The organism is Micromonospora sp. NPDC049799 (assembly GCF_040656655.1).
Taxonomy (GTDB): domain Bacteria; phylum Actinomycetota; class Actinomycetes; order Mycobacteriales; family Micromonosporaceae; genus Micromonospora.
Genome location: NZ_JBFAMU010000019.1, coordinates 1 through 26346 on the forward strand (window position 1 = coordinate 1; position 26346 = coordinate 26346).

Sequence of the window (26346 nt, forward strand, 5' to 3'; positions counted from 1 at the left end):
TGGCTGAACGGGCTGTCGCCCGCGGCACGTTCGGGGGCGCGTTGCGGGTCGGCGCCGCCGATGTGCCGGCCCTCGTCGAGTCGGCGCGGGCGGTGGCCGCCGGGGTGGTCGCGGTGGGACCGGCCGGGCCGACCGGAGCGAGGCCCGTCGGGTCCGCCGTGGACCGGCTCTTCGCCGACCTCACCGCGCGCGGCACGCTGACGTTCGCCCATCGGGTACGTCTGCTCGTGGCGCACCGGGTCACCGACCCGACCGAGTTGGCCGGGGCGGAGGCGGCGGTCGCCGCCGTCGACGAGGACCGGGCGGAGCTGCGGCTGTCGGTGAAGGAGCGGGACGACTTCTTCACGACGTACTTCGTGAGCACCTGGTCCCCGCACGTGACGAAGCTGTCGGCGCGGCTGGGACTGACCCCGACCGTCGTCACGATGATCTCGATCGCGTTCGCGGTGGCGGCGGCGGTGCTGTTCGCCGTCGGCGACCGGCCGGCGCTGGTCCTCGGCGGGGTGCTGCTCTACCTGGGCTTCGTGCTGGACTGCGTGGACGGCCAGTTGGCCCGCTACACCCGCAACTTCAGTGCCTGGGGCGGCTGGCTGGACACGATGGCCGACCGGGCCAAGGAGTACGTGGTCTACGCGGGTCTCGGCTACGGGGCGACGGCCGCCGGTTACCGCTACGGGTGGGCGTTGGCGATCGCCGCGATGACGCTGCAGACGGTGCGGCACATGACCGACACCTGGTACGGGGCGCTGCACGACGAGGCGGCGCGCCGCCCGAAGGCCGTCGGCGGGGGCGGCGGGATCGGCGACAAGCTCAACGCCGCCTCGACGCGGGTGCAGGCGGACACCGGTTCGCTGTCGTACTGGTTGAAGCGGACGGTGGTGTTCCCGATCGGGGAGCGGTGGGCGCTGATCGCGATCACCGTGGCGCTGTTCAGCCCGCTGGTCGCCCTGGTGGCGGTGCTGGTGTGGGCGGCGCTGGCGTTCGCGTACACCGGGGCTCTGCGCACGCTGCGCGCCCGCTGGATGCGGGTCGGGGTGCTGGACACGGTGGACACCTCGCTGCACCGCGACGACGGCCCGCTGGCCCGCCGGCTGCCGGCGGTGCCGTGGCGCAGGCCGCTGGAGTCGGCCGTGTTCGCCGCGACGGGGATGGCGGCGTTGCTGGTGCTGGCCCTGCTCGGCGGCGACGCCGTCCCGCGCTGGGTGCCGCTGGCAGCCCTGGTGTGGCTGCTGCCCGCGGCCGGTATGGCGCGGGCGCCGCACGGGGGCGCGCTGGACTGGCTGGTGCCGGCGGCGCTGCGGGCCGCCGAGTACCTGTTCGCGATCGCCGTCGGCGTGGTCGGCGACGTGCCGGCCTGGGTGATCTTCGGGTACGTCTTCGTGCTGACCCTGCACCACTACGACCTGACCGCCCGGCTGGAGAAGCGGAAGGTGGCCCCGCCGCTGCACGACGCCACGCTGGGCTGGGAGGGACGTTCGGCGGTGCTGGCCGTGGCGGCGATCGTCGGATTTGCGGGTATCGGGATGGTTACACTCGGTACGTACCTTCTCGTGGTTTTCATGGCAAGCGTCGCCCTCGCCTGGGTGGTCCTGCCCGCCCGCGCCACGCGGGCGACGGCCGGTCCGGTCGGCGCCGGAGGTGGCTCGCCGGGCTGAGGTGAGGGACGGCCGGTGTGACCCTGATCAGCTTCGTCGTGCCGGCCTACCGGGTGCAGGGCTACCTGCGCGAATGCCTGGACTCGATCCTGGGACAGCCGGAGAGCGACATCGAGGTGATCGGTGTCGACGACTGCTCGCCCGACGACAGCGGCGAGATCCTCGCCGAGTACGCCGACCGCGACCCCCGCGTGCACGCGGTCCGGTTGCCGGAGAACGCCGGGCTCGGTCCGGCCCGCAACGTCGGGCTGGACCGGGCCGTCGGCGAGTACGTGTGGTTCGTCGATGGCGACGACTGGCTGGAGCCGGAGTGCCTCACCGCCGTCTCCGACCGCCTGCGCGCAACCCGTCCGGACGTCCTCGTCGTCGACCACGTCCGCGCCTGGTGGAACACCAGCACGACCCGCAGCGGGATGCGCGACGTCTACCCGGAACCGCCCGGCCCGGAGACCTTCCGGCTACGTGAGCGGCCGGAGGCGGTCCACCTGCTGCATACCGCCTGGAACCGGCTGCTGCGCCGGCAGTTCCTGGTCGACAACGGCCTGCGCTTCGCCCCCGGCTGGTACGAGGACGTGTCGTTCACCTACCCGGCGCTGATGCTCGCCGAGCGGATCGGCGTCCTGGACGTGGTGTGCGTCAACTACCGGCAGCGCCGGACCGGGGCGATCACCCGCACGCGGGGCGAACGCCACTTCGAGGTCTTCGAGCAGTGGCACCGGGTGTTCCGTCTCATGGAGCGGTGGCAACCGGCCGTCGACGAACTGCGTCCCGTCGTCTTCGAGCGGATGATCTGGCACTACCTGACCGTGCTGGGCAACGGGGAGCGCATCGCCCCGGAACTGCGGCCCCGGTTCTTCGCCCGGATCACCACCGACTACCGGCGCTGGCGCCCACCGCAGGGCTATCCGGTCCCGCCCGGCGTGGACGGGGTCAAGCACCGGCTGGTCGCCGCCGGCCGGTGGCGGACGTTCAGCGCGCTGCGGAACGCGTACCTCGCCCGGGACGCCGCCGGGCAGCGGGCCCGGCGCGTGAAGCGGCGGGTGACCCCCGTGGCGCGGCGCACCGCCCGGCGGACCCGCGACGTGCTGCTGCACGAGTACTACCGGACCGAGCTGCGGCGACCCGTCGACCCGACGCTGGCCGTGTACGCGGCCTACTGGTACCGCGGCTACGCCTGCAACCCGGCGGCGATCTACGAGGCGGCCCGCCGGCTGGCCCCACGGGTGCGGGGCGTGTGGATCGTGCGGCGGGACCGGGTGGACACCCTCCCCGAGGGCGTCGAGTACGTGGTGGCGGGGACGCCGGCCGCGTACCGGACGCTGGCGCGGGCCCGCTGGTTGGTCAACAACGTCAACTTCCCGGACGCCGTCCGCAAGCGGCCCGGCACCGTGCATGTGCAGACCCATCACGGCACCCCGGTCAAGGTGATGGGACTGGACCAGCAGCGCTACCCGGTGGGCGCGGTGGGCATGGACTTCGCCGGGCTGCTGCGCCGGGTGGACCGGTGGGACTACAGCATCACGTCGAACAGCTTCTCCACCCAGATGTGGGATCGGGCGTACCCGGCCGCGTACACGACCCTGGAGGTCGGCTACCCGCGCAACGACCGGCTGGTCACCGCCTCCCGTGCGGAGGTGTTGCGGATCCGCGCCGACCTGGGCGTCCGCGACGGCGAGCAGGTCGTCCTGTACGCGCCGACGCACCGTGAGCACCTGCCGGGCTACCGGCCGCCGTTCGACCCGGACTGTCTCCTCGACGTGCTCGGTCCGGCGGGCCGGCTGCTCATGCGCAGCCACTACTTCCACGACCGGGACCGGCGGACACTCCGTGCGGTCGACCGGGACCGGGTCCACGACGTCAGCGCGCACCCGCGCGTCGAGGACCTCTACCTCGCCGCCGACCTGTTGGTCACCGACTACTCGTCGGCGATGTTCGACTACGCGGTCCTGGACCGGCCGATCGTGATCTACGCGCCGGACTGGGAGGCGTACCGCCTGGCGCGCGGCGTCTACTTCGACGTGACCGCCGAGCCGCCCGGTGCGGTCACCCGGACCTTCGCCGGGCTGCTCGAGGCGTTCCGGTCGGGTGCGGTACGCGGGGAGGCGGCGGAGGAGGCCCGGCGGCGGTTCCGGGACCGGTTCTGCGCACTGGACGACGGGCACGCCGCCGAGCGGGTGGTCCGGCGGGTCTTCATCGAAGGCGTTTAATAGGACTGTTACGAGTCGAACATGGCACGTTCACCCGATGTGCGAATTGAATGATTCTCGTCACAGTCATTGCCGGGGTCTGTCCGGCGAGTCTGGGGGAGGAGACGGTGACCACCGTCGCGCTCAAGGATGTCACCAAGGTGTTCAAGGACGGCACGCTCGCCGTCGACACCGTGAACCTGGACGTCGAGGACGGCGAGTTCATGGTGCTGCTCGGCCCGTCCGGGTGCGGGAAGTCGACCGTGCTCCGGATGGTCGCCGGCCTGGAGGATCCGACCTCCGGCGCGGTGCTGCTGAACGGCGAACTCGCCAACGACCTGCCGCCCCGCGAACGCGGCGTCGCGATGGTCTTCCAGGACTTCGCCCTGTACCCGCACATGTCCGTGAACGACAACATCGAGTTCCCGCTCCGGCTGGCCGGCCTTGAGCCGGAGCGGCGCGGGGAGCGGGTGACCGACGTGGCCAGCGCGTTGGGCATCGGCGACGTGCTCGCCCGCCGACCCAGCCAGCTCTCCGGCGGGCAGCGCCAGCGGGTCGCGATGGGCCGCGCGATCGTCCGCCGTCCCGGGCTCTTCCTGATGGACGAGCCGCTGTCCAACCTGGACAGCGGGCTCCGCGCCGAGCTGCGCGCGGAGATCTCCGGCCTGACCCGGGAACTCGGCGTCACCACCGTCTACGTGACCCACGACCAGGCCGAGGCGCTCACCATGGCCGACCGGGTCGCCATCATGCGCAAGGGCGTCCTCCAGGACGTGGGCACCCCCACCCAGGTGTACGGCCGGCCGGCCACCCTCTACGTGGCCGCGTTCCTCGGCAGCCCCCGGATGAACCTGCTGGAGGCGTCGGTCTACGTCCACCTCGACCGGTACGTCACCCTCACCCTCGGCGACCAGGCGCTCTACCTGCCGTGGAACGACATCCGCACCCGGGCGGTGGCGCACTACCACGGGGAGCGAATCGTCGTGGGCATGCGCGCGGAGGCGCTCACCCCGGTCGCCCCGGACAGCCCCGGCGACGTCCTCCAGGGCCGCATCCGGTACCTGGAGCACCACGGGCACGAGTCGCTGGCCTTCCTCGACATCGGCGCGACCGCCGTCGTCGTCGACGAGATGAGCAGTGGCCCGGTCGAGACGCCGGCCAGCGGCCAGCGCGGGCTGCGCCGCTTCGGCCAGGTCGTCCAGCGGTTCGCCGGGCGCTCCGGCGAGCAGGAGGACGAGGACGGCTCGCGCTCCGGCACCCGGACCAGCGTGCTGCACGACCCGGGCCGTCACCACCGCCGCCCGGCGGAACTCGCCGTACGGCTGGCGCCGTACCCGGCGGTCACCGCCGGTCACCCCATGGCCGTCCAGGTACGCATGGACGCCCTGCACTTCTTCGACGAACGCGGCGACCGCATCGACGTCGGCTGGCGCTGAGGTGTAAGGAGGGGCCCCTTCTAACGGTTGCTGACCGTGTGCCGGTCGCGGCGCGTGCCGGCTCGGGATAATGAGCGGCGACCGTGGCGGCGCACCGGAGGCGGGACCGATGGACTGGGTGTCGACGGCGGTGGGCCTCGGCATCGTCGTCATCGTCCTCCGGGACGTGTTCCACACGCTCCTGCACCCCGCCGGCCGGGGCACCCTCGCCCGGCTGGTGATGCGGCTGGTGTGGCGGTCCGCCGGCCGGGGTGGCCGCAAGGGGCGCATCTCCGGCCTGGCCGGGCCGCTCGGCATGGCGGCGGTGGCCCTGCTCTGGAGCCTGGCGACCATCGTCGGCTGGGCCCTGATCTACCTCGCGGACATGCCGGAGGGCTTCGCGTTCTCCGTGGAGTCGCACCAGCGCAACAGCCTGCTCGACGCGGTCTACCTGTCGCTGGTGACGGTCACGACGCTCGGCTTCGGCGACATCGCGCCGACCTCCGTCTGGATGCGCCTCGCCACGCCGATCGAGGCGTTGGTCGGCTTCTCGCTGCTCACCGCCGTGGTCGCGTGGGTCGTGGAGGTCTACCCGGCGCTGACCCGGCGCCGCGTCCTGGCGCTCCGCCTGTCGGTGCTGCGCCGGGCCCGCAACCACCCCGAGGACAAGCCGCCCGAGCACCTCCCGCCGGACCTGCTGGCCGACCTGGCGGCGGCGGTGGCGGAGGTCAGGGTGGACCTGACCCAGTTCCCCACCAGCTACTACTTCCGGGAGCAGACCGAGGAGACCGCCCTGCCGGCCATGCTCCGCTACGCGCTGGACCTGGTGGACCTGGCCGCCGAGTCGGCCGACCCGCACGTCCGAACGGCCGGCCGGATGCTCGGCTGCGCGCTGGACGACCTCGCCACGGTGCTCAACGACGACTTCCTGCGGGTCGGCGGCGACACCCGGGAGGTGCTGCGGGCGTACGCGCGGGACCAGCGGCACCATGCCGAGACCGCGTGGAGCGGCTCCTAACCCGGTGCGTGGGGGCGGCGGAACGGCCCCCAGGCGACGAACCGGGTGAACAGGTCGCGCGGGCTCGGGCCGTCGTCGGGGTTCAGCCGGTACAGGTCGCGCGCCGCCTCGTAGAGCAGACCGCACAGGTGTTGCGGACCGATGCCGGGATGTCCCAGGAGGCGCTCGGCGAACGACTCAACTACTCCGCCTCGCTGGTGGCGGCGGTGGAGCAGTCCCGTCGCCCGCCCCGGGAGGAGTTCACCCAGCGATGCGACGAGGTCCTGGCCGCGGGCGGTCTGCTGGTGCGGATCGGAGGCGGCAGAGGCATGGACCTGACCGGCGCGATCTGGCGCAGAAGCACCCGGAGCAGCGGCAACCAGGGCAACTGCGTGGAGGTGGCCGACAACCTGCACGGTGTGGTCTGCGTGCGGGACAGCAAGGATCGGCAGGGGCCGGCGTTGGTGTTCGGGCCGGCGGCGTGGCAGGCGTTCGTGGAGCACGCCAAGCGCCGCTGAGTCGCTGATCGGACGCTGGCCGGCGACGGCGGCAAGGTCAACTCGACATCACTGAAGTCGGGGTGTCCCCGACGTTCGACAGCCCGACTTCAATGAAGTCGAGTCGATCTTGCCCCTCGGGCCGCCTACCGCCCTTGCCCGGAAAGTTACTCGCGGGTAACGTTCGGGCATGACCATCGACTCGCGCCAGGTGGCGGCCGGCATGCTCGACGCGGTGCCCTTCGCCCGTACGCTCGGCTTCGAATTCGTCGAGGTGGCCCCCGATGCCGACGGCGGCGTGCGGGCCGTCGTCCGGCTGCCCGACTCGCCGGCCACTCACAACCACGTGGGCGGGCCGCACGCCGGGGCCATGTTCACCCTCGGTGAGACCGCGTCCGGCGCGGTCGTGCTCGCCGCGTTCGGGCACCTGCTCGACCGGGCGACGCCGCTCGCGGTGCGCGCCGACATCGCGTACCGGAAGCTCGCCATGGGTCCGGTGCGCGCGACGGCCCGGCTGGGGCGCGCGGCGGCCGAGGTGATCGCGGAGCTGGACGCCGGTCAGCGGCCGGAATTCCCGGTACGGGTCGAGATCGCCACCGAGGAGGGCAAGCCGACCTCGGAGATGACCGTGGTCTGGACGCTGCGCCCGAACTGAGCGGTGACCGGCCGGTGGGGCCGCGGTCGACCGTGACCCCACCGGCTCATGCCGCCAGGAGTTGCGCCAGCGTCTCCGCCGCCACCCGTCGACCCCTTCGGCGGAACCCGGTTTGCCGGCGCGGAGGTCTGGATAGATTCGTACCGTGCTGGGCCTGCCTGCTCATGTGACCGCCTGTCTCTTCGACCTGGACGGTGTGCTGACGCAGACCGCCCGGGTCCACAACGCCGCCTGGACCGCCACCTTCGACGACTTCCTCCGGCGGCACGCCGCTGCCACCGGCGAACCCTTCCGCCCGTTCGACCCCGGAGACGACTACAACCGGTACGTCGACGGGCGACCCCGCGCCGACGGCGTACGCACCTTCCTCGCCTCACGCGGGATCGTCCTTCCCGAGGGGCGGCCGGACGACCCGTCGGACGCGGAGACCGTCAACGGCGTGGGCAACCGCAAGAACGTGCTCCTGCTGGAGCACCTGCGCGCCCACGGGGTGGACGTCTTCCCCGGCTCCGTCGCGTACCTGAAGGCGGCCACCGCCGCCGGCCTGCGCCGCGCCGTGGTCACCGCCAGCGCCAACGGCCGCGAGGTGGTCGCCGCCGCCGGGCTGGAACCGCTGCTGGAGGCGCGGGTCGACGGGCTCGTCGCCCGCGCGCAGGGCCTGCGCGGCAAGCCCCACCCCGACACGTTCCTGGCCGGCGCGAAGCTGCTCGGCGTCGACCCCGCCAACGCCGTCGTCTTCGAGGACGCCCTCGCCGGCGTCGCCGCCGGGCGGGCCGGCGGATTCGGGTACGTGGTGGGTGTCGACCGGGTCGGCCAGGCCGCCGAACTGCGGGAACACGGCGCGGACGTGGTGGTCACCGACCTCGCGGACCTGCTGCACACCGGGGACACCGCGTGATCCGGGAGCGGGCCTATCCCGTCGAGCCGTGGCACGTCCGGGAGACCCGGCTCGACATGGACGTGCTGGCCCAGTCCGAGTCGGTCTTCGCGCTCTCCAACGGCCACATCGGCCTGCGCGGCAACCTCGACGAGGGTGAGCCGCACGGCCTGCCCGGCACCTACCTCAACTCCTTCTACGAACTGCGCCCCCTGCCGTACGCGGAGGCCGGCTTCGGCTTTCCCGAGTCCGGCCAGACCGTCGTCAACGTCACCAACGGCAAGCTGATCCGGCTGCTCGTCGACGACGAGCCGCTCGACGTCCGGTACGGCGAACTCCTCGGCCACGAACGCATCCTCGACATGCGCGCCGGCACCCTGCACCGGGAACTGCACTGGCGCTCCCCGGCCGGCCCGGAGGTGAAGGTCCGTAGTACCCGCATGGTGTCGTTCCGCCAGCGGGCGGTCGCGGCCATCAACTACGAGGTCGAGGCGGTCGACGTCCCGCTGCGCCTCATCGTCCAGTCCGAACTGGTGGCCAACGAGACGCTGCCCCCACAGAGCCGGGACCCCCGGGTGGCAGCCGTGCTGGAGTCGCCGCTGCTGGCGGAGGAGGAGCTGACCACCGACGACGGCGGGCTGCTCATCCACCGCACGAAGGTCTCCGGGCTACGGGTCGCCGCCGCGATGGACCACGAGGTCAGCACCACCGCGCGGATCACCCTCGAGTCCGAGGGGTACGAGGACTGGGTCCGCACCACCATCGCCTGCGTCCTCAAGCCCGGCGAGAAGCTGCGGGTGGTCAAGTACCTCACGTACGGCTGGTCCAGCCGCCGGTCGCTCCCGGCGCTACGCGACCAGGTCGGCGCGGCGTTGGCCGGGGCGAAGCTGGACGGCTGGGAGGGGCTGCTGCGGGAGCAGCGCGAATACCTGGACGAGTTCTGGGACGCCGCCGACGTGGTCGTGGAGGGCGACCCGGAGGTCCAGCAGGCGGTCCGGTTCGGTCTCTTCCACGTGCTCCAGGCCGGCGCGCGAACCGAACGCCGGGCCATCTCCTCGAAGGGCCTCACCGGACCGGGGTACGACGGTCACGCGTTCTGGGACACCGAGATGTTCGTGCTGCCGGTGCTCACCTACACCCATCCCGACGCCGTGCGGGACGCGCTGCACTGGCGGCACCGCACCCTCGACACCGCGCGGGAGCGGGCCCGGACGCTCAACCTCGAGGGCGCGGCCTTCCCGTGGCGGACCATCGAGGGCGGGGAGTCCTCCGGCTACTGGCCGGCCGGCACCGCCGCCTTCCACATCGCCGCCGACGTCGCCGACGCGCTGCGGCGGTACGTGCTGGTCACCCAGGACACCGCGCTGGAACGGGAGATCGGCCTGGAACTCCTGGTCGAGACCGCCCGGCTCTGGCGGTCGCTCGGCCATCACGACCGCCACGGCCAGTTCCACATCGACGGGGTGACCGGCCCCGACGAGTACACCGCCGTGAAGAACGACAACATCTACACCAACCTCATGGCACAGCGGAACCTCGTCACCGCCGCCAACGCCGTCATGCGGTACCGGGACGAGGCCTACCACCTCGGGGTCACCGACGAGGAGGCCGCCGCGTGGCGGGACGCCGCCGCGTCCATGCACATCCCGTACGACGAGGAGATCGACGTCCACGAGCAGGTGGAGGGTTTCACGCGCCTCCAGGAGTGGGACTTCGAGCACACGCCGCCGGAGAAGTACCCGCTGCTGCTGCACTACCCGTACTTCGACCTGTACCGCAAGCAGGTGATCAAGCAGGCCGACCTGGTGCTGGCGATGCACTGGCGGGGCGACGCCTTCACCCCCGACCAGAAACTGCGCAACTTCCTCTACTACGAGCGGCGTACCGTCCGGGACTCGTCGCTGTCGGCGTGCACCCAGGCCGTCCTCGCCGCCGAGGTCGGCCACCCCGAGCTGGCGCACAGCTACCTGCGCGAGGCCGCGCTGATGGACCTGCACGACCTCAACGAGAACACCCGCGACGGCGTGCACATGGCCTCGCTCGCGGGGGCGTGGATCGCCCTGGTCTCCGGATTCGGCGGGCTGCGCGACCACGACGGCACCCTCTCGTTCTCGCCCCGGCTCTCCAGCCGCCTGGCCGGCCTGGAGTTCTCCCTCCAGTGGCGCGGAATGCGGCTGCGGGTCGGCGTACGGCCGCACGAGACCACGTACGTCCTCCGGCACGCCGAGCCGGAGGACGTGTTGGAGCTGCGCCACCACGGCGAGCTGGTCCGGATCACCGGCACCGAACCGGTGACCGTGCCGATCCCGCCGGCCCAGGTGTCCGGCCCGCGCCCGGAGCAGGCCCCCGGCCGCGCCCCCCTCCTCCGCCTCCCCGAACGGGAGCAGTAGGTGCGGGGAGGGTGCAAGGAAGGGCCCCCCGTCAACGCTTGGCGTTGTACAGGGGGCCCTTCTTAACGTCCTTCGCCGCTCGGGCGACGCCTACTCAGAGTGCGCGGCCCTGGGAGGGCCGGCCCCCGGCGTCGCGCGGAGCCATCGCCCGCGGATCGTCGGCGGTACGCGCCTGGGCGGCTTCGTCCGCCCAGTCCCGGTTGCGTTCGGCGTCCTGTTCCTGGCGGTCCCGCTCGGCGGTCTGCTGCCGGGACCCTCGCTGCTGCTGCGCCATGGCGATCCTCGCGATCCGTCGGGGCGCTGGTCGCGCCGGTACGGTCTGCGGTCCACCGTCGCCTACCCGACGCCCCCGGCGACAAACACCCACCCGCGGCAGGAGCGGTGTTAACGAGGGTCCCTTCCGCTACCCCAGACGTTAAGAAGGTGCCCTTCCTTACCGGCATGCGGAGGGGTTCGGGGGGAAGTCGGAGGGGGAGTGGAGGTGGGGACGTGGACGTACGCAGTCGTGAGGTGACGATCCCGGCCGGCGAGGTGGACCTCGTCGCCGACCTGCTGGTGCCGGAGGAGACGACCGGTGTGGTGCTGTTCGCGCACGGCAGCGGCAGCTCCCGGCACAGCCCGCGCAACGTGGCGGTGGCGCACGTACTCAACCGCAGCGCGCTGGGTACCGTCCTGGTCGACCTGCTGACCCCCGCGGAGAACCAGGTGGACGAGCGGACCGCCGAGTTGCGCTTCGACATCGGGCTGCTCGCGCGACGGTTGGCGGGGATCGTCGACTGGCTCGCCACCGAGCAACCCTTCGGCCCGGCCCCGGCCGGCGCGATGGGAGGGTTGCCCATCGGTCTCTTCGGTGCGAGCACCGGAGCCGCCGCCGCGCTGGTCGCCGCCGCCGAACGACCCGAACCGGTCCGGGCGGTGGTGTCCCGTGGCGGGCGGCCCGACCTGGCGGGCCCGGCCCTCGGTCAGGTACGCGCCCCGACGCTCCTGCTCGTCGGTGGTCTCGACGAGCAGGTCATCGCGCTCAACGAGCAGGCCCAGGACGCCCTGCCCGACACCGCCGAGCTGACCATCATCCCGGGCGCCACCCACCTCTTCGAGGAGCCCGGTGCCCTGGAGCAGGTGTCCCACGAGGCAGCCACCTGGTTCACCACCCACCTCCACTGACGCTGGCCCCACCACCCCAGCGGGCGCCCGCACCCTGCGGCCCGTGTCTCAGCGTGCTTCGGCTGCTTCCGGGGGTGCGGGGGGTGCGGCGGGGGGCGGGGGAGCGCCTTCGCGTCGGCGCTGGATGGTGTCGATGACGCGCCAGGCGACCGCCGTGATCGGGACCGCGACGAAGGCGCCCGCGATGCCGGCGATGAGGGTGCCGGCGGTGACCGCGATCAGGATGACGGCCGGGTGCAGGCGTACCTGCCGCTTCATGATGAGTGGCTCCAGCAGGTTGCCCTCGATCTGCTGCACGGCGATGACGGCGGCCAGCACGAGCAGCGCGGTCACCGGCCCCTTCGCGGCGAGCGCCACCAGTACGGCCACCGCGCCGGCGACCGTCGCACCGATGATCGGGATGAAGCCGCCGAAGAACGTGATCAGCGCCAGCGGGAAGGCCAGCGGCACGCGCAGCACCACCAACGCGATCCCGATGCCGATCGCGTCGATCGCCGCGATCATCATGGTGCCCCGGCTGTACGCGCCGAGGGTGCGCCACCCGTTGCGGCCCGCCTCGGCGGTGACTCCCCGGCGCGGGCCGGTCATCCGGTCCAGCATCCAGTGCCACATCGCGCGGCCGTCCTTGAGCAGGAAGAACAGCAGCACCAGCGCGAGCAGTGCGGAGCCGACCACCTCGGCTGCGGTCCGTGCTCCGGCCACCGGGTCGAGCCCGCCGCCCTGGCCGAGGCCCGAGCGCGCCTGGTCGATGATCCGGTCGAGCTGCTGGTCGGTGACCGGCAGCGTGGAGGTCACGAAGTCGCGGGTCCGCTCGACACCCGCGACCAGTTCCTCGCTCAGCTCGCCGAACTGGGACGCGGTCAGGTTCCACACCAGCGCGCCCACGCCGATCAGGACGCCGAGCAGCAGCAGGACCGTGAGCAGGGCGGCCAGCGAGCCGGGCAGCCGCAGCCGGCGCAGCGCCAGCTGCACCGGGTCGAGCAGCGCGGCCAGGAAGAGGGTCACCGCGACCGCGATGGCCAGCGGCGCGAGCAGCACCGCGACCCTGCCCAGCAGGTACAGCGCGACCACGAACACGATCAGGCACGCGCTCCACACCACCGCGGAGCGGACCAGCCAGGGCAGCCCCGCCCAGGTCTGTCGGGGAGCGGCGCCCCCGACCACCTTCACGTCGGGCGTCCGCCCGGCACCATCGTCGACCACGTCGGCCCTCCTCGATCTCCGGCGAGTCGGTACCCGGTCGGCGTGCCTCCGAACCCCACGCGAGGCGCGCGTGTGCGGCGAGGACGGATCAGGACAGCCCGGGCCACGCGACGACGTAGCCGCCCCCGTCGCCGGACTGCACCGCACGGGCGCGGTGGAACGGCCCCTTGTCGACCTTGGCGACGGCGGCGGCCACCCCGGACGCGGCGGCCACCCCGCGGACCGCGCCGGCGCCGCCGTCGGTGAAGACCACCCAGGAGGTACGTCGCTTCAGGTCCGCCGACAGCACCAGCACCCACGCGTCACCACCGGCGTACGGGGCGAGGCGGCGGCCACCGAGCGTGATCCGGGACCGGCCGGCGATCTGGTACGCGGACACCCCGCCGGCGTAGACGCGGCCCGACTCGTCGGCGGTGACCGCGTACGGCTTGATGGTGTTGCCCTTGTCGCCCTTGCTGTCGATGCGGCTGAGCACGACCTGCCCGGCGAGCTGCCGTCCGGTGGCCGGGTCGAGGCGGGCCAGGTAGGTGTAGTGCGCGTTCGAGGTGTTGAACGCCTGGGTGAACGTGTCGATGACGACGTTGGGCGCCGGCCGGGACGGGTCGGCGGCCGAGCGGGCGAAGATGGTGTTGCCGCCCGCGGTCTCGCCGGCCAGGTAGAGCTTCCCGTCGCGGCCCATCGCCACCCGGTCGGCCCGGCTGTCCGCGCAGAGGTCGCCGAGCCGGTCGGCCGGATGGTCGTACGCGCGCCAGCGCAGCGTGCCCCGCCGGTCGTAGGCGTGCACGTACGCGATCTGCACGGGCACGCACCGGCCGGCGTTGACCTGCCGGAACCCGCTGACGAACACGAGGCCGCTGCGGTCGTCGACGGCGACGTCGCTGACGGTGCGCGCCTCGGGGCGGATGGTGGTGAGGGTCGCGCCCTTGAGGTCGTACACGGTGACGGTCGTGCCGGCGAGGGCCGCGACCGTGCCGGCGGCGCCGACCGCGACGCGCGTCGCGCCCTTGCCGCGCTGCCAGCGGGCGGTGGACGCCTTCGGGTCGAGCAGCCACACCCCACGGTCGGTGGCGACCGCGATCTCGCCGCCGTCGCGCCGGACCTCCAGGTCCTCGACGGTGCCGGCCAGCCGGGTGGTGGAAAGTAGCCGCCGCCCGGTGCCGTCGAGCCGCAGCACCGCGCCCGGACCGCCCCGGCCGAGGGTGGTCGTGGTGCCGCCGCTCAGGCCGGTGAACCGCCCCCCGACGACGATCTCGCAGGCGGGTGAGACGTCCACCGCGTTGGCGGCGTCGTCACCGTCGCGGCCGAGGTACGAGGCGGCGGTCGGGTCGAGTGAACTGGCGGACCTCGGTGCCGGCCGGGCGTCGGGGCAGGCGACGGGGGCGGCGCCGAGGCCGCTGGCGTCCCTCGGCGCGGCGGTCGGTGCGGCGCGCGAACCGGACGGGGGCGACGGGGTGGCACCCGAGCCGGACCAGCGGGCCGGCTCGGCGCTCGGATCCGCCTGGCAACCCGCCAGCAGCAGCGCCAGCGCGGTCACGACCGACATCAACCGTCGGCGATGCGGGGTCTCGTGCACGGCAGGGATCGTACGCCGCCGCACCGGTGTCCGGTCCTGCGCCGCTGGGGGCATTGTGCGGTGATCTGTCCGGTCGGCGAGCGTTTGCGGTCCCCGGCCGAGGGAACGCAGTACATCGAACCCCGATGCGAGGAGGAACGTCGTGAGCGACTTCATGAACAAGGCCGACGAGTTCGCGGACAAGCACGACAAGCAGGTCGACCAGGGCCTGGACAAGGCTGGCGAGATGGCCGACAAGCGCACCGGCGGCAAGTACGACGAACAGACCGACAAGGGCGTCGACATGGCGCAGGCGCGTACCGGCGAGGGCGACACGTCCCCCCGCTGACAAAAGATCGGACGCTCCCGGGCCACCGCGACGGCGGTGACCCGGGAGCGTCCGTCTCCACCGGTCAGGCGTCCTTCTTGTGCAGCTCCTCCATCGAGGTGGGGCGGCCGCTGAGGGCGTCGCGGACCCGGTCCACCAGGCCGGTCCCGGGGGCGAGCATCTTGTTCGCCGGCGGGCGGTCCGGGGCGGCCGGGTGCGGGCGGGTCGGCGCGGACTTCTTCGCGGCCTGGACCTTGCCGGCCAGCTCGACCATCTCCTCGCGCGCCACCGCGGCCCGCAGGCGGGGGAACAGGTCCGACTCCTCGTCCTGAATGTGGTGGCGGATGGTGCTGGTCAGGTGGGCCAGCAGCTCGTCGAAGCGGGCGTCGGACGGGTCGACCGACTCCAGGTCCTTCATCGTGCGCTCCGCGTCGGCGTGCTCGGAGATCTCGTGCTCGGCGATCTGGTCGCCGTCCGGCAGCGCCTTGCGGGCGGTCGGATAGACGTACATCTCCTCGGCGACCGAGTGGCGGACCAGCTCGGCGATCACCACGTCGGCCAGGTGGCGGCGGTGCTCCGGAGTGCCCTGCCGGCTCTCCAGCTCGACGAAGAGAACCTCGACCTCGCGGTGGTCGGCGGTGAGGACGTCGACGACGTCCTGCTGGGTGGTCTGTGTGTTGGTCATGGTGGCCCCTTACCGGTTGCGGAACGGTCGGCTGAGGGCCTCGTACCCGTCCCTCGCCCACCGAACCCATCTCCCTTGTTTCGGCCGTTGTCGCTGCGCATGTTGTGCCGTACGCTCACCTCGGCCCGCCCTCACGGTCTCCAGTGAGGAGCAGTCATGCCCTTGAACCGCCTGCTGACCCTCGGGGTCGGCGCGTGTACGGCGGTCGCGCTGAGCGTCCCCCTTGCCGCGGCTCCCGCCTCGGCCACCCCGTACCACCACCGCTCGGGTGGCAGCCTCGTGCTGGTCGGCGGCGCACTCGCCGACGACAACGCCGCCATCTACGGCGACATCGTCCGGCTCGCCGGTGGCACCGGAAAGGCCCGCATCGGCATCTTCACCGCGGCGGCCCCGACGCCGTCGGAGGACCCGGACGCAGGCACCCCGGACTGCAACAACAGCGTCTGCAACGGCGAGTACTACGCCAACCTGTTCAAGACGTTCGGCGTGGCCGACGCGCAGTGGATCCCGATCGACACCGACCACCCGGAGAAGGCCGACGACCCGGCCGTGGTCGCCCAGATCAATTCGATGACCGGCTTCTTCTTCGGCGGCGGCGACCAGTACCGGTACGTCACGACAATGACCCGCGGCGAGGCGCAGCGCGACTCCGCCGCACTGGCCGCGGTCCGGCGCAAGCTGCGCGAGGGCGCCGTCGTCTCCGGCACCAGCGCGGGCGCGCAGATCATGGCCGGCCGCGACATGATCACCGGCGGTTCGGTCGACCCCGGCCTGCGGGACGGGTCGAAGCCCGGCTACTTCGACGACTCCACCGTCCTCGGCTACCTGCCCAAGGGCGGGTTCGGGTTCTTCCGCGACGGCCTGCTGGACACCCACTTCTCCCGGCGCGGACGGGAGGCCCGGTCGATCCGGCTCGCCTCGGACACGGGCAACAAGCGGGTCTTCGGCCTGGACGAGAACACCGCGCTGGAGGTCACCGGAGTCGGCTCGCGGCACCAGAAGCTGCGGGTGATCGGCCAGCGCGGCGTGACCGTGCTCGACCTGCGCTGGGCGCGGACCACCGACACCCCGGTCTGGGGCATCGAGGGTGTGCGCTGGACCCGGTTGACCGAGGGCGACCGGTACCGGTCGGACCGCTGGCAGCCGCTCTTCGCCCCCGGCAAGGAGCGCGTCACCGGCGCCCCGGGCTGCGACGTGACGCCGACCGAGGACGTGTTCTGGAACTACGGCCTGGTCACCAACGCGGAGGCACTGATCGCCAACGCGGGTTGCGCGTCCGTGTCCGACGTGTCGTACGAGGACGACCCGCAGTGGCAGGCGACGCTGAGCCGGGGTCGGGGCTTCGCCGCGTACCGGACCGGTGAGTCGACCTCGTTCACCGGCATCATGATCGGCATCAACGCGAAGTGAAGTAAGGAAGGGCCCCTTCTCAACGCCTGGCGTTAGGAAGGGGCCCTTCCCTACACCTCGGCGGCGAGGATCGCGTCCAGTGTGTGGCGGGCGGTCGCGGACATGACCGGGTTGGTGTCCACGTAGTACGCCAGGCAGCCGATCGCCTGGGCCAGCGCCCAGCCGCGCCCGCGCGCCCACGTCGCGTCGTCGACGTCGAGCGCCGCCCGGTACCGGTCCCGGCCCTCGGGCGGCAGCAGGTTCCACGCGGGCATCAGGTCGACCGCCGGGTCCCCGACGCCGACCGCGCCCAGGTCGATCACCGCGGCGAGCCGGCCGTCACGGACCAGCAGGTTGCCCGGCATCAGGTCGGCGTGCAGCCACACGTCCGGCCCGTCGTGCGCGGGCGCGTCCCGGCACTCCGCCCAGATCCGGGCCAGCGCGACCGTGTCGGTCAGGTGCGCGCTCGCGGGCAGCCACTCGGCCACGTACACGTCCATCCCGACCAGCGGACCGCCGCGCCCACGGCCGTTCCAGCGGAGGCCGGCGGCGTCCGTCGCGTGCAGCGCCCGCACGAATTCAGCCAGGTCGTCGGCGAACTCCACCACGTCGCGTACGCGGGCCTCGCCCGCCGTCTCGCCGGGGATCCAGCGGTACGCCGTCCACGGCCCGGGGTAGCCGGGACCGGGCTCGCCCAGGGCCAGTGGCTCGGGCACCGGCAGCGGCAGGAGCGGGGCGAGCCGGCGGGCGTTCTCCTGCTCGCGGACCAGGTCGGCGTGCCGCTCGGGGTCACCGGGCTGGAGCGGGAAGCGCAGCACCACGTCGTCGCCGAGCCGGAACAGCGCGTTCACCGTGCCGTGCGAGACGACCGGTCGGACGGGACGGTCCTGCCAGCGCGGGAACTGGTCGGCGACGAGGGCGGCGACGACGTCGGTGGGGATGTCGACCTGATCGGCGTGCATGCGCATCGGCCGATCCTGGCAACTCGGCCACCGGCTTGGCCAGCGGGTTTCCCGCTGCGGCCCGGTGCCGGAGCGGATCGACCGAGGCCGTCATCAAGATGTAACAGAGGTTACGTATTGAGCAGCCAAGTTAATGGATGTAACTTCTGTTTCATCGATCCGTGGCCCCTCGGAGGTGCCCATGTTCCCTGTCCGCAACCCCCTGCGTACCCGTCTGGCGGTGCTCACCGCCGCGAGCCTCGTCGCCACCGTGGCCCCGGTCGGGGTGACCGCCGCGCACGCCCAGGTCATCCGCGACCGGCAGGGCAGCTCGACCGACGTCAGCCGGGCGACCTGGTCCGGCCCGGCGTACACGATGAACGGCTCGGGCGGCGTCGTGTCCGCCACCATGACGCAGGCGATCAACGCCATCCGCGGCGGCAGCGGCACGATCGACGTGGCGGTCATCGCCGCGTCCGACGGCGGCACCCCCGAGTGCGACGACATCATGGGCCTGGCGAACGTCAACTCCTGTACGACGCTGACGCTGACCAACGCCAACGACGGCAACAACAGCCAGGTGAACACCGACATCCGCAACGCGGAGTTCGTCTACTTCGCCGGCGGCAACCAGTGCAACTACGCCGCCTGGAAGGGCACCGCGCTGGAGACGTCCGTCGAGTCGGTCGTGGCCAAGGGCGGCGGCGTCGGCGGCGGCAGCGCCGGTCACCACATCAACAGCGACATCGTGTACGACGCCTGCGCGGCCAGCGCCACCTCGGCGATCGCCCTGGACAACCCGTACGACCGGTCGATGACCTTCACCACCGGCATGTTCCGCTGGGCGAACTACGCCAACACCATCAACGACTCGCACTTCCAGGAGCGCGACCGGATGGGCCGCACGATGGCGTTCGTGGCCCGCGCGATCAAGGACGGCCGCACCAGCGGCGGCGCCGCCTGGGGCGTCGGCGTCAACGAGGGCGCGTCGTTGTTCATCGACAAGTCCGGGCTCGCCACGTTGAGCGGGTCGAACGCGTACGTCGTCCTCGGTGACCACCAGCCCGAGGTGGCCGTGTCGGGGCAGCCGCTGACCTACTCCAACTTCAAGATCTGGAAGCTCGCCAACGGCCAGACCTACCACTTCGCCAACCGGCCCACCTGCGGCTACTACCTGAAGAGCGTGACCAACGGCGTGCCGAGCGGCAGCCTCTACAGCGGCACCACGGTCACCGACTGCTCGACCACCCCGCCGCCGCCTCCGCCCGGTGGTGGCTCCTCGTACGCCGAGGTCGAGCCGAACGACTCCCGCAACGCCGCCAACGACGTCACCGGCAACAGCTACCCGCTGACCGTCACCGGCGACATGAAGAGCACCAGCGACCGGGACTACTTCAAGGTGAGCGTCGCCAGTGGACAGACGCTGACGGTGAACTGCGCGGTCCCGACCGCCTACGACGCCGACCTGTACCTGCTCAACTCGAACGGGAGCACGGTCACCCGCTCGGTCAACGACGGGGCGGGCACCGACGAGTCGGCCTCGCTGACGCGGACGTCGTCCGGCTCGGCCACCTACTACGTCGAGCTGGAGGCGTACTCCGGCTCCGGCACCGCCGACTACTCCTGCACCGTCGCCAAGTCCTGATCCCACCCCGAGCCGGAAGGCGCGTCCTCCTCATCCCCCCGGGAGGACGCGCCTTCCGCGCGCCCGTCGGCGGCTACGCTCAGCGCGTGTCGACCTCCGATCTTGCCGGTGAGCCGGGCGTGGGCCCCGGTCCGGCGCACGACGACCACGCCGCCGGATCCCCCGAGTCAACCGCCGTGGGTGTGGCGGCGCTGATCCGCCAGCGGCTGGGCGAGTGCAGCCCCGCCGAGCGCCGGGTGGCCCGCGCCCTGCTGGCCTCGTACCCCGCCGCCGGGCTGGGCACGGTCGCCTCGCTGGCCGAGCGGGCGGAGGTGAGCGCGCCGACCGTGCTGCGGTTCCTCAGCCGGCTCGGGTTCGGCGGCTACCCGGAGTTCCAGCGGGCACTGCGCGACGAACTGGCCGAGCGGGAGACCTCGCCGCTCACCGCGTACCGGGCGGCGGAGCGGATCGGCACTCCACCGGAGGGGGCCCTGCCCCGGGCGGCGGCGACCCTGCCGGAGGCCGTGGCCGGGACGCTGGCCGAGTTGCCCCAGGGCGAGCTGGACGCGGCGGTCCGCCTCTTCGCCGACCAGCAGCTGCGGGTGACGGCGGCGGGCGGCCGGTTCTCCGGCCTGCTCGCCCACTACCTGGTGCTGCACCTGATGCAGGTACGCGGGGGGAGTCGCCTGCTGCCGTCGACCCCGGTGGAGCGCACCGACATGCTCGTCGACGTCGGCCGCCGGGACCTGTTCGCCCTCTTCGACTTCCGACGGTACGAGGAACCCACGCTGGCGCTGGCCCGGGAGGTCACCGCGCGGGGTGCCCGGGTGGTCCTGTTCACCGACCGGTGGCTCTCCCCGGTGGCCGGTCTGGCCGAGGTGGTGCTGCCCAGCCGGGTCGAGTCGCCCTCGCCGTACGACAGCTTCGTACCCACGTTGGCGCTGGTGGAGACACTGGTGGCCGCGTTGATCGACCGGCTCGGGCCGGTCGCCGGGAAGCGTCTGAAGGCGATGGAGCAGGCCCAGCAGACCTTCGGAGGAAGCTGAGGCGGCGTTACAGAAAACTGTAACCCCATCGAAATCGTAATGTGCGTTACAGTCCGGGTGCTGGTTCGACTGGCACCCGGAAGGACACCCCATGCGCATCCGTCACCTTGCCCTGGCCACCACGGCCACGGCCCTCCTCGCCGTCACCGCCGGCTGCGGCGGCGACTCCTCCACCGCCGCCGGTTCCGGCGACGCGGTCAAGACCGTCTCCGTCACCATCGAGGGCGTCGGTGAGGTCACCACCGACGCCAACCTCGCCAAGAAGGTCCCCGGCGACATCCGGGACCGCGGCACCCTGACCGTGGCGACCAACGCCCCGTACGAGCCCTTCATCGACTTCAAGACCGAGGGCCGCACCGACGAGTTCAAGGGTCTGGACTACGACCTGTTCATGGCCGCCTCCGCCCGGCTGGGCATCAAGGCGACCTTCAGCCAGCAGCCCTTCGACGGCCTCGTGCCGGGCCTGCAGGCCGCGAAGTACGACGCGATCGCCGGCGGCATCACCGACAAGAAGGAGCGCCAGCAGGTCGCGACCTTCGTCGACTACTCCGCCTCCGGCACGGGCTTCCTGGTCAAGACCGGCAACCCGCTCGCCGTGAAGACCGTCGCCGACCTGTGCGGGCGCAAGGTGGCCGTGCAGAAGGCCAGCAACCAGGCCAAGAACCTCGCCGACTACAGCAAGTCCAGCTGCGCCGGCAAGGCCATCGAGGTCAAGGAGTACCCGGAGAACCCGCAGGCGGTGCAGGCGCTGATCGCCGGCAACGTCGAGGTGGTCGCCGCCACCAAGGTCAACCTGGTGGACATCGCCCCCACCCTGACCGGCAAGGCCGACCTGGTCGAGGACCCGTCCGCCCCGAACGGCTGGCTGGCCAGCCCGAACGGCTTCGGCTTCCTCAAGGCCCAGAAGGAACTGGCCCAGGCGTACCAGGCCGCGGTGCAGTCGCTGATCGACGACGGCACCTACACCAAGATCCTCGCCCAGTGGAAGCAGGAGCCGATCGCCGTCAAGACGGCCACCATCGACCAGGCCATCGACTGACCTCGGCGGAGGCGACTCCCTGAACCGCGGTCGCCGGGCGCCCTTCCGAAACCGTGAGGGCGGGCCCGGAAGGCGCCCGGCGACCGCCGCACCCCGTCCCCGCTGGAGGCACTCAATGACGAGCGACACCGAGACCGTACGGGTGGTCCCCGTACGGCACTACGGACGCTGGCTGACCGCGATCCTCGTGGTCGGCGTGGCGGCCCTCTTCCTCCGGGCGCTGTTGGACAGCCCCAACCTCGAACCCGCCACCATCGGCGAGTACCTGTTCAAGGACTACATCCTCGACGGTGTGGTCACCACGCTCTGGCTGACCCTGCTGGCGATGGTGCTCGGCACCGTCGGCGGCGTCCTGCTCGCCGTCATGCGCCTGTCCGCCAACCCCGTGCTGCGCGGCGTCTCCTGGGCCTTCATCTGGGTCTTCCGGGGCACCCCGCTGCTGGTGCAGATCATCTTCTTCGGCTTCCTCGGCGCGCTGTTCCCCCGCATCACGTTCAGCCTGCCCTTCACCGACCTGGTCCTGTTCGACAAGCCGACCAGCGTCGTGGTCACCGGCACCGTGGCCGCCGTGCTCGCCCTGTCGCTCAACGAGATGGCGTACGCCGCCGAGGTCATCCGGGGCGGCATCCTGGCCGTGGACACCGGGCAGACCGAGGCCGCCGCGGCCCTCGGCATGAGCCCGACGCTCACCCTGCGCCGGATCGTCCTGCCCCAGGCGATGCGGGTCATCATCCCGCCGATGGGCAACGAGACCATCACCATGCTCAAGTCCACCGCACTGGTGTCGATCATCGCCGGCCGCGACCTGATGACCGCCGTCCAGACCGTCTACCAGGGCAACTACAAGGTGATCCCGCTGCTCGTCGTGGCGGCGATCTGGTACCTGGCGCTGGTCAGCCTGCTGTCCGCCGGCCAGTGGGCCATCGAACGCCGGTTCGGCCGCGGCTTCGCCCGGGGAGGAGTCCGATGACCACGCAAGCCACCACCACCGGTACGGCGCAGGCCGCCGTCGAGACCCGGCCCATGGTGCGCGCCGAGGGCGTCACCAAGAAGTTCGGGCCGATCGAGGTCCTCAAGGGCATCGACATGACCGTCGCCCCCGGCGAGGTCGCGTGTCTGCTCGGGCCGTCGGGCTCCGGTAAGTCCACCTTCCTTCGCTGCATCAACCACCTGGAACGCATCGACGGTGGCCAGCTCTGGGTCGACGGCGACCTGGTCGGCTACCGCCGCCAGGGCGACAAGCTCTACGAGCTGAAGGCCCGCGAGGTCGCCCGCCGCCGCCGCGACATCGGCATGGTGTTCCAGCGGTTCAACCTCTTCCCGCACCTCACCGCGCTCGGCAACGTCATCGAGGCGCCGCTGCGCGTCCTCGGAACGCCCCGCGACCGGGCGCGCGCCGAGGCGATGACGCTGCTGGAACGGGTGGGCCTCGCCGAGAAGGCGAACAACTACCCCGCCCAGCTCTCCGGCGGGCAGCAGCAGCGGGTCGCCATCGCCCGCGCGCTCGCCATGCACCCCAAGCTGATGCTCTTCGACGAGCCGACCTCGGCACTCGACCCGGAACTCGTCGGCGACGTGCTCGACGTCATGAAGGCCCTGGCCGCCGACGGCATGACCATGGTCGTGGTCACCCACGAGATGGGCTTCGCCCGCGAGGTCGGCGACACCGTCGCCTTCCTCGACGGCGGTGTCGTCGTCGAGGCGGGCCCGCCGAGCGAGGTGCTCGGCAACCCCAAGCACGACCGCACCCGCGCGTTCCTGGACAAGGTCCTGTGAGCGCGGTCAACGTGGGAGGGGTGCCGGTGGAGAGCGCGGACCTGCTCGCCGCGGCGGGGGACCGGCTCGCCCCGTACCACGAGCGCCTGTCCCGCCTGGTCGGCGTCGACTCCGGATCCGGCCAGGTGGACGGGCTGCGGCAGGTCGCCGACCTCGTACAGACCTGGTGCCTGGAAGCCGGCATGTCCGTCGAGCGGGAACCGGTCGCCGACCCGTCCGGCACGCCGCTCGGCGACGTGCTCATCGGGCGGCGGCGGGGCCGGGGCCACCGGCGGATCCTGCTCGCCGGACACCTCGACACCGTCTTCCCGCCCGGCACGGCCGCCGCCCGGCCGTTCCGTGTGCAGGGCGGCCGGGCGTACGGGCCGGGGGTCAGCGACGACAAGGGCGGCGTGCTCGCCGGTCTGGCCGCCGTCGAGGTCCTGGCCGCGCTCAACCGCGACGAGTACGGCGAGCTGGTGCTGGTCTGCACCCCGGACGAGGAGATCGGCTCGACGGGCAGCCGGCCGCTTCTGCGTACCCTCGGGGCCGAGGCCGACGTGGCTCTCTGCCTGGAATGCGCCCGCGACAACGGTGACCTGGTGTCGGCGCGCAAGGGCGTCGCCGACCTGGAGGTGACGCTGCGCGGCCGGGCCGCGCACGCCGGCATCGAGCCGGAGCGCGGGGCGAACGCCCTGCTCGCCGCCGCCCGGCTGACCGTCGCCCTGGACGCGCTCAACGGCCGGTGGCCCGGCGTGACCGTCAACGTCGGCCACCTGACCTCCGGCGACCGGCCCAACGTGGTTCCCGACCGGGCCCGCATGCTCGTGGACCTGCGCGCCTGGCACGCCCGCGAGTACGAGGCCGCGCTCGCCGAGATCCGCCGGCTGGTCGGCGAGCCGATGGTCTCCGGGGTACGCGGCGAACTGGCCGTGCACGCCCCCACCCCGCCCTGGGAACTGGGCCCGGCCGGTCAGCGGCTCACGGAACTGGCCGCGAAGGTCGGCGCCGGGCTCGGCATACCGGTGTCACACACCGCGACCGGCGGCTGCGCCGACGCGAACCTGCTGGCCGAGGCCGGCGCGGTGGTGCTCGACGGGCTCGGCCCGGTGGGCGGCGCCGACCACAGCCCGTCGGAGTGGCTGGACCTGGACTCCGTCGTACCCCGTACCGCACTGCTCGCCGGCCTGATCGACGAGGTCAGCCGGGCGGACCGGGGTTAGTCCCGGCGTACGCCGACCGCCGGGACACGCGAGGGCCGGTCCCCCCGTCGTCGGGGGACCGGCCCTCGTTCGTCCTCGCCTCAGGCGGAGTAGCCGCGCTCGGCGATCCAGTTGGCGACCTTCTCCAGGGTCATCCAGTACTCGCCCACCGGCGCGGCCGGGTCGGCGATCCGGATCAGGTCACCGCCGTCGCGGTAACCCACCAGGGTCAGGTAGTGGCCGCCCTCGTACGAGTGCGGTGCGCCGTCGGTGTCGACCGCGGTGCCCTTGATGTTGGCCACCACCGGCCGGCCGGCGTCCAGCGCGTCGAGCACGTCGGCGCGCAGCCGGTCCACCTCCTCCGGCTTGGCGACCGGACCCGGGATCTCGCGGGTCTCGTACCCGGCACCGGTCAGCTCGTTGAGCACCCGGGTGGTGTCGAGGGCCGAGTCGGTGCCGGCCTCCGTGGTGCCCAGCTTCGCCGCCAGCTCGTCCTGCGACAGCGTCTTGCCCTGAGCGGTCAGAGCGATCCGCGTCGCCGCCGGGCCGCAGTAGAAGAAGTTGGGCTGCGCCTGGTACTCGATGCCCACCATGCGCTCGGCCCGGCGATCCCGGACCTTGTCGGCCCGGTCGCCCCTGCGGTCCTTGTCGGCCTTGTCGGGGCCCCGGTCGGACCTGTCGACGCCGACGGCGCCGAACGGGGCGGTGGCCATCGGCGTCGCCTCGGCCGTGGCGGGGCCGGTGATGCCGGCGATGCACCCACCGGCGACCAGCAGACCGGCGACGGACAGGCCACTCTTGTGCACGATCGGATTCATCAGTCGGGCTCCGTTCGGGGGGTCTGTCGCCTCCGGGACCGGAGACGGCAAGCACCGGGAAAGGCGCTCGGCTCACGGATCCGACGGGCGCACGTCCTGGCCCGCCGGCTCACCGGGGATGCAACCGCCCTGCTGCTGCCGGCATTCCACCCGGGTGGGCCGTGCCATGATCGAGGTCGGGCTGCGAGACAGGGGACACGACATGCCGGGCGACCATCGGTTGGACCCGTACGACGAACGGGTCACCGCGTTCTGCCGGGAACGGCACCTCGCGACGCTGACCACCCTGCGCGCGGACGGTACCCCGCATGTCGTACCGGTGGGGGTCACCTTCGACGCCGACGCGAACCTCGCACGGGTGATCACCAGCCGCACCTCCCGCAAGGCCCGACACGTCGCCGAGGCCGGGCCCGAGGGTGGGGCGGTGGCGGTGTGCCACGTCGACGGGCGGCGCTGGTTGACGATCGAGGGCCGGGCCGTCGTGCGTTCCGACCGGCCGGCGGTGGCGGACGCTGAGCGCCGGTACGCCGAGCGGTACCGCACCCCGCGCCCGAACCCGGACCGGGTCGTCATCGAGATCACCGTGACACGCCTGCTGGGCAGTCTCTGACCTCTGCGTCGTGTGTCCGGACGCTTGATCGACTCGGGTTCTGTGAAGTCGGGCTGTCCGGGTGGAGCCGATGGCCCGGTTTCAGTGATGTCGAGTGGATCTCCGCCCGGCCCCCTGGCTGCGGCGTCCGTTATCAGGCTGGTTGTCCGGTTCCGGGGTGTGACCGGGGGCATCCTGGCGGCGGAATCGTGGCCGCCCGGGGGTCGTTACATTGGGTGGACGGTCGAGCAGGACGCGCAGCCCCCGGGCGTGGGTCGCCCGGCCCCGGAATGACGGTGGCCGGCCGGTCGTTGAATCCCCTCGACGAACACGGGACCG

24 protein-coding genes and 1 pseudogene are annotated in these 26346 nt (G+C 72.4%); 19 read left to right on the forward strand and 6 right to left on the reverse strand.

The genetic code is table 11. The features are described from left to right. The 9 genes and pseudogenes from AB0I76_RS03440 to AB0I76_RS03480 form a co-directional block, all read left to right on the forward strand. Positions 1-1655: DUF5941 domain-containing protein (locus AB0I76_RS03440; RefSeq protein ID WP_357029349.1), on the forward strand; the 1655-nt coding region annotated here is incomplete at its 5' end. A gap of 17 nt (positions 1656-1672) precedes the next feature. Then, entirely contained in the window at positions 1673-3862 is a 2190-nt protein-coding gene (locus tag AB0I76_RS03445; protein WP_357029351.1) for a bifunctional glycosyltransferase family 2 protein/CDP-glycerol:glycerophosphate glycerophosphotransferase, read from the forward strand. A 107-nt stretch (positions 3863-3969) separates the two neighbouring features. After that, positions 3970-5277, forward strand: a complete 1308-nt coding sequence (locus tag AB0I76_RS03450) for an ABC transporter ATP-binding protein (RefSeq protein WP_357029354.1) — start codon at positions 3970-3972, stop codon at positions 5275-5277. Between the two features lie 70 nt (positions 5278-5347). Then, positions 5348-6274: a potassium channel family protein gene (locus AB0I76_RS03455; RefSeq protein ID WP_357029357.1), complete on the forward strand. Its 927-nt coding sequence runs from the start codon at positions 5348-5350 to the stop codon at positions 6272-6274. Positions 6275-6423: 149 nt separating this feature from the next. Then, positions 6424-6495, forward strand: a pseudogene (locus tag AB0I76_RS03460) (hypothetical protein); the annotation flags it as partial. An 87-nt stretch (positions 6496-6582) separates the two neighbouring features. Continuing rightward, the gene (locus tag AB0I76_RS03465; protein WP_357029419.1) at positions 6583-6771 is read left to right on the forward strand and encodes a DUF397 domain-containing protein; all 189 of its coding nucleotides are present in this window, start codon (positions 6583-6585) and stop codon (positions 6769-6771) included. Between the two features lie 169 nt (positions 6772-6940). Continuing rightward, on the forward strand, positions 6941-7405 hold the full coding sequence (locus AB0I76_RS03470) for a DUF4442 domain-containing protein (protein WP_357029360.1): 465 nt from the start codon (positions 6941-6943) through the stop codon (positions 7403-7405). 145 nt (positions 7406-7550) lie between these two features. Next, complete coding sequence (locus AB0I76_RS03475; RefSeq protein ID WP_357029363.1) at positions 7551-8303, forward strand: beta-phosphoglucomutase family hydrolase; 753 nt, start codon at positions 7551-7553, stop codon at positions 8301-8303. Further along, the gene (locus AB0I76_RS03480) at positions 8300-10672 is read left to right on the forward strand and encodes a glycosyl hydrolase family 65 protein (protein ID WP_357029366.1); all 2373 of its coding nucleotides are present in this window, start codon (positions 8300-8302) and stop codon (positions 10670-10672) included. Before AB0I76_RS03475 ends, AB0I76_RS03480 begins: the two co-directional genes overlap by 4 nt. Before the next feature lie 94 nt (positions 10673-10766). Here AB0I76_RS03480 and AB0I76_RS03485 read toward each other — a convergent pair whose 3' ends face one another. Beyond that, a complete protein-coding gene (locus AB0I76_RS03485) occupies positions 10767-10946 on the reverse strand; it encodes a hypothetical protein (protein WP_357029369.1) in 180 nt (59 codons plus the stop codon). Positions 10947-11161: 215 nt separating this feature from the next. Between AB0I76_RS03485 and AB0I76_RS03490 the strand changes: the two genes are divergently transcribed. Beyond that, entirely contained in the window at positions 11162-11836 is a 675-nt protein-coding gene (locus AB0I76_RS03490) for a hydrolase (RefSeq protein WP_357029374.1), read from the forward strand. Positions 11837-11884: 48 nt separating this feature from the next. Here the strand turns inward: AB0I76_RS03490 and AB0I76_RS03495 are convergent, their stop codons facing one another. Further along, complete coding sequence (locus AB0I76_RS03495; RefSeq protein ID WP_357029377.1) at positions 11885-13039, reverse strand: AI-2E family transporter; 1155 nt, start codon at positions 13037-13039, stop codon at positions 11885-11887. A gap of 88 nt (positions 13040-13127) precedes the next feature. Then, complete coding sequence (locus tag AB0I76_RS03500) at positions 13128-14612, reverse strand: hypothetical protein (RefSeq protein ID WP_357029380.1); 1485 nt, start codon at positions 14610-14612, stop codon at positions 13128-13130. Between the two features lie 142 nt (positions 14613-14754). Between AB0I76_RS03500 and AB0I76_RS03505 the strand changes: the two genes are divergently transcribed. Continuing rightward, positions 14755-14940 carry an antitoxin gene (locus AB0I76_RS03505; protein WP_357029383.1) on the forward strand — a complete coding sequence of 62 codons (186 nt, stop codon included), beginning with the start codon at positions 14755-14757 and terminating at the stop codon, positions 14938-14940. Between the two features lie 64 nt (positions 14941-15004). Here the strand turns inward: AB0I76_RS03505 and AB0I76_RS03510 are convergent, their stop codons facing one another. Next, a complete protein-coding gene (locus AB0I76_RS03510; RefSeq protein ID WP_357029386.1) occupies positions 15005-15604 on the reverse strand; it encodes a hemerythrin domain-containing protein in 600 nt (199 codons plus the stop codon). A 156-nt stretch (positions 15605-15760) separates the two neighbouring features. Here AB0I76_RS03510 and AB0I76_RS03515 point away from each other — a divergent pair, with 156 nt between their 5' ends. After that, positions 15761-17014 (forward strand): cyanophycinase, encoded by a 1254-nt coding sequence (locus AB0I76_RS03515; RefSeq protein ID WP_357029389.1) that lies wholly within the window; start codon positions 15761-15763, stop codon positions 17012-17014. Positions 17015-17064: 50 nt separating this feature from the next. On the opposite strand, the gene AB0I76_RS03520 is transcribed toward AB0I76_RS03515, so the two are convergent. Then, positions 17065-17961, reverse strand: coding sequence for an aminoglycoside phosphotransferase family protein (locus AB0I76_RS03520; protein WP_357029392.1), 897 nt, complete (start codon positions 17959-17961; stop codon positions 17065-17067). 175 nt (positions 17962-18136) lie between these two features. On the opposite strand from AB0I76_RS03520, the gene AB0I76_RS03525 reads away from it, so the two are divergent. The 6 genes from AB0I76_RS03525 to AB0I76_RS03550 all read left to right on the forward strand — a co-directional run bounded on the left by AB0I76_RS03525 (position 18137) and on the right by AB0I76_RS03550 (position 24621). Further along, a complete protein-coding gene (locus AB0I76_RS03525; RefSeq protein ID WP_357029395.1) occupies positions 18137-19579 on the forward strand; it encodes a pre-peptidase C-terminal domain-containing protein in 1443 nt (480 codons plus the stop codon). An 86-nt stretch (positions 19580-19665) separates the two neighbouring features. Further along, positions 19666-20604 carry a MurR/RpiR family transcriptional regulator gene (locus AB0I76_RS03530; RefSeq protein ID WP_357029398.1) on the forward strand — a complete coding sequence of 313 codons (939 nt, stop codon included), beginning with the start codon at positions 19666-19668 and terminating at the stop codon, positions 20602-20604. Positions 20605-20695: 91 nt separating this feature from the next. After that, positions 20696-21643 carry a transporter substrate-binding domain-containing protein gene (locus AB0I76_RS03535; protein WP_357029401.1) on the forward strand — a complete coding sequence of 316 codons (948 nt, stop codon included), beginning with the start codon at positions 20696-20698 and terminating at the stop codon, positions 21641-21643. A 115-nt stretch (positions 21644-21758) separates the two neighbouring features. Continuing rightward, positions 21759-22613 carry an amino acid ABC transporter permease gene (locus tag AB0I76_RS03540; protein ID WP_357029404.1) on the forward strand — a complete coding sequence of 285 codons (855 nt, stop codon included), beginning with the start codon at positions 21759-21761 and terminating at the stop codon, positions 22611-22613. Next, the gene (locus tag AB0I76_RS03545) at positions 22610-23419 is read left to right on the forward strand and encodes an amino acid ABC transporter ATP-binding protein (protein WP_357029407.1); all 810 of its coding nucleotides are present in this window, start codon (positions 22610-22612) and stop codon (positions 23417-23419) included. The genes AB0I76_RS03540 and AB0I76_RS03545 overlap by 4 nt, the downstream gene beginning before the upstream one ends. 26 nt (positions 23420-23445) lie before the next feature. After that, positions 23446-24621 (forward strand): M20/M25/M40 family metallo-hydrolase, encoded by a 1176-nt coding sequence (locus tag AB0I76_RS03550; protein WP_357029410.1) that lies wholly within the window; start codon positions 23446-23448, stop codon positions 24619-24621. 80 nt (positions 24622-24701) lie between these two features. On the opposite strand, the gene AB0I76_RS03555 is transcribed toward AB0I76_RS03550, so the two are convergent. Then, complete coding sequence (locus tag AB0I76_RS03555; RefSeq protein ID WP_357029413.1) at positions 24702-25418, reverse strand: C39 family peptidase; 717 nt, start codon at positions 25416-25418, stop codon at positions 24702-24704. Between the two features lie 202 nt (positions 25419-25620). Here AB0I76_RS03555 and AB0I76_RS03560 point away from each other — a divergent pair, with 202 nt between their 5' ends. Next, a complete protein-coding gene (locus AB0I76_RS03560) occupies positions 25621-26028 on the forward strand; it encodes a TIGR03618 family F420-dependent PPOX class oxidoreductase (RefSeq protein WP_357029416.1) in 408 nt (135 codons plus the stop codon). The last annotated feature ends 318 nt before the right edge of the window (positions 26029-26346 follow it).

Coding starts and splice junctions, on each gene's coding strand:
- AB0I76_RS03470 (WP_357029360.1), top strand. CDS start 6,941: ATGACCATCGACTCGCGCCAGGTGGCGGCCGGCATGCTCGACGCGGTG.
- AB0I76_RS03515 (WP_357029389.1), top strand. CDS start 15,761: ATGCCCTTGAACCGCCTGCTGACCCTCGGGGTCGGCGCGTGTACGGCG.
- AB0I76_RS03525 (WP_357029395.1), top strand. CDS start 18,137: ATGTTCCCTGTCCGCAACCCCCTGCGTACCCGTCTGGCGGTGCTCACC.
- AB0I76_RS03510 (WP_357029386.1), bottom strand. CDS start 15,604: ATGACCAACACACAGACCACCCAGCAGGACGTCGTCGACGTCCTCACC.
- AB0I76_RS03455 (WP_357029357.1), top strand. CDS start 5,348: ATGAGCGGCGACCGTGGCGGCGCACCGGAGGCGGGACCGATGGACTGG.
- AB0I76_RS03560 (WP_357029416.1), top strand. CDS start 25,621: ATGCCGGGCGACCATCGGTTGGACCCGTACGACGAACGGGTCACCGCG.
- AB0I76_RS03545 (WP_357029407.1), top strand. CDS start 22,610: ATGACCACGCAAGCCACCACCACCGGTACGGCGCAGGCCGCCGTCGAG.
- AB0I76_RS03540 (WP_357029404.1), top strand. CDS start 21,759: ATGACGAGCGACACCGAGACCGTACGGGTGGTCCCCGTACGGCACTAC.
- AB0I76_RS03535 (WP_357029401.1), top strand. CDS start 20,696: ATGCGCATCCGTCACCTTGCCCTGGCCACCACGGCCACGGCCCTCCTC.
- AB0I76_RS03465 (WP_357029419.1), top strand. CDS start 6,583: ATGGACCTGACCGGCGCGATCTGGCGCAGAAGCACCCGGAGCAGCGGC.
- AB0I76_RS03520 (WP_357029392.1), bottom strand. CDS start 17,961: ATGCGCATGCACGCCGATCAGGTCGACATCCCCACCGACGTCGTCGCC.
- AB0I76_RS03485 (WP_357029369.1), bottom strand. CDS start 10,946: ATGGCGCAGCAGCAGCGAGGGTCCCGGCAGCAGACCGCCGAGCGGGAC.
- AB0I76_RS03555 (WP_357029413.1), bottom strand. CDS start 25,418: ATGAATCCGATCGTGCACAAGAGTGGCCTGTCCGTCGCCGGTCTGCTG.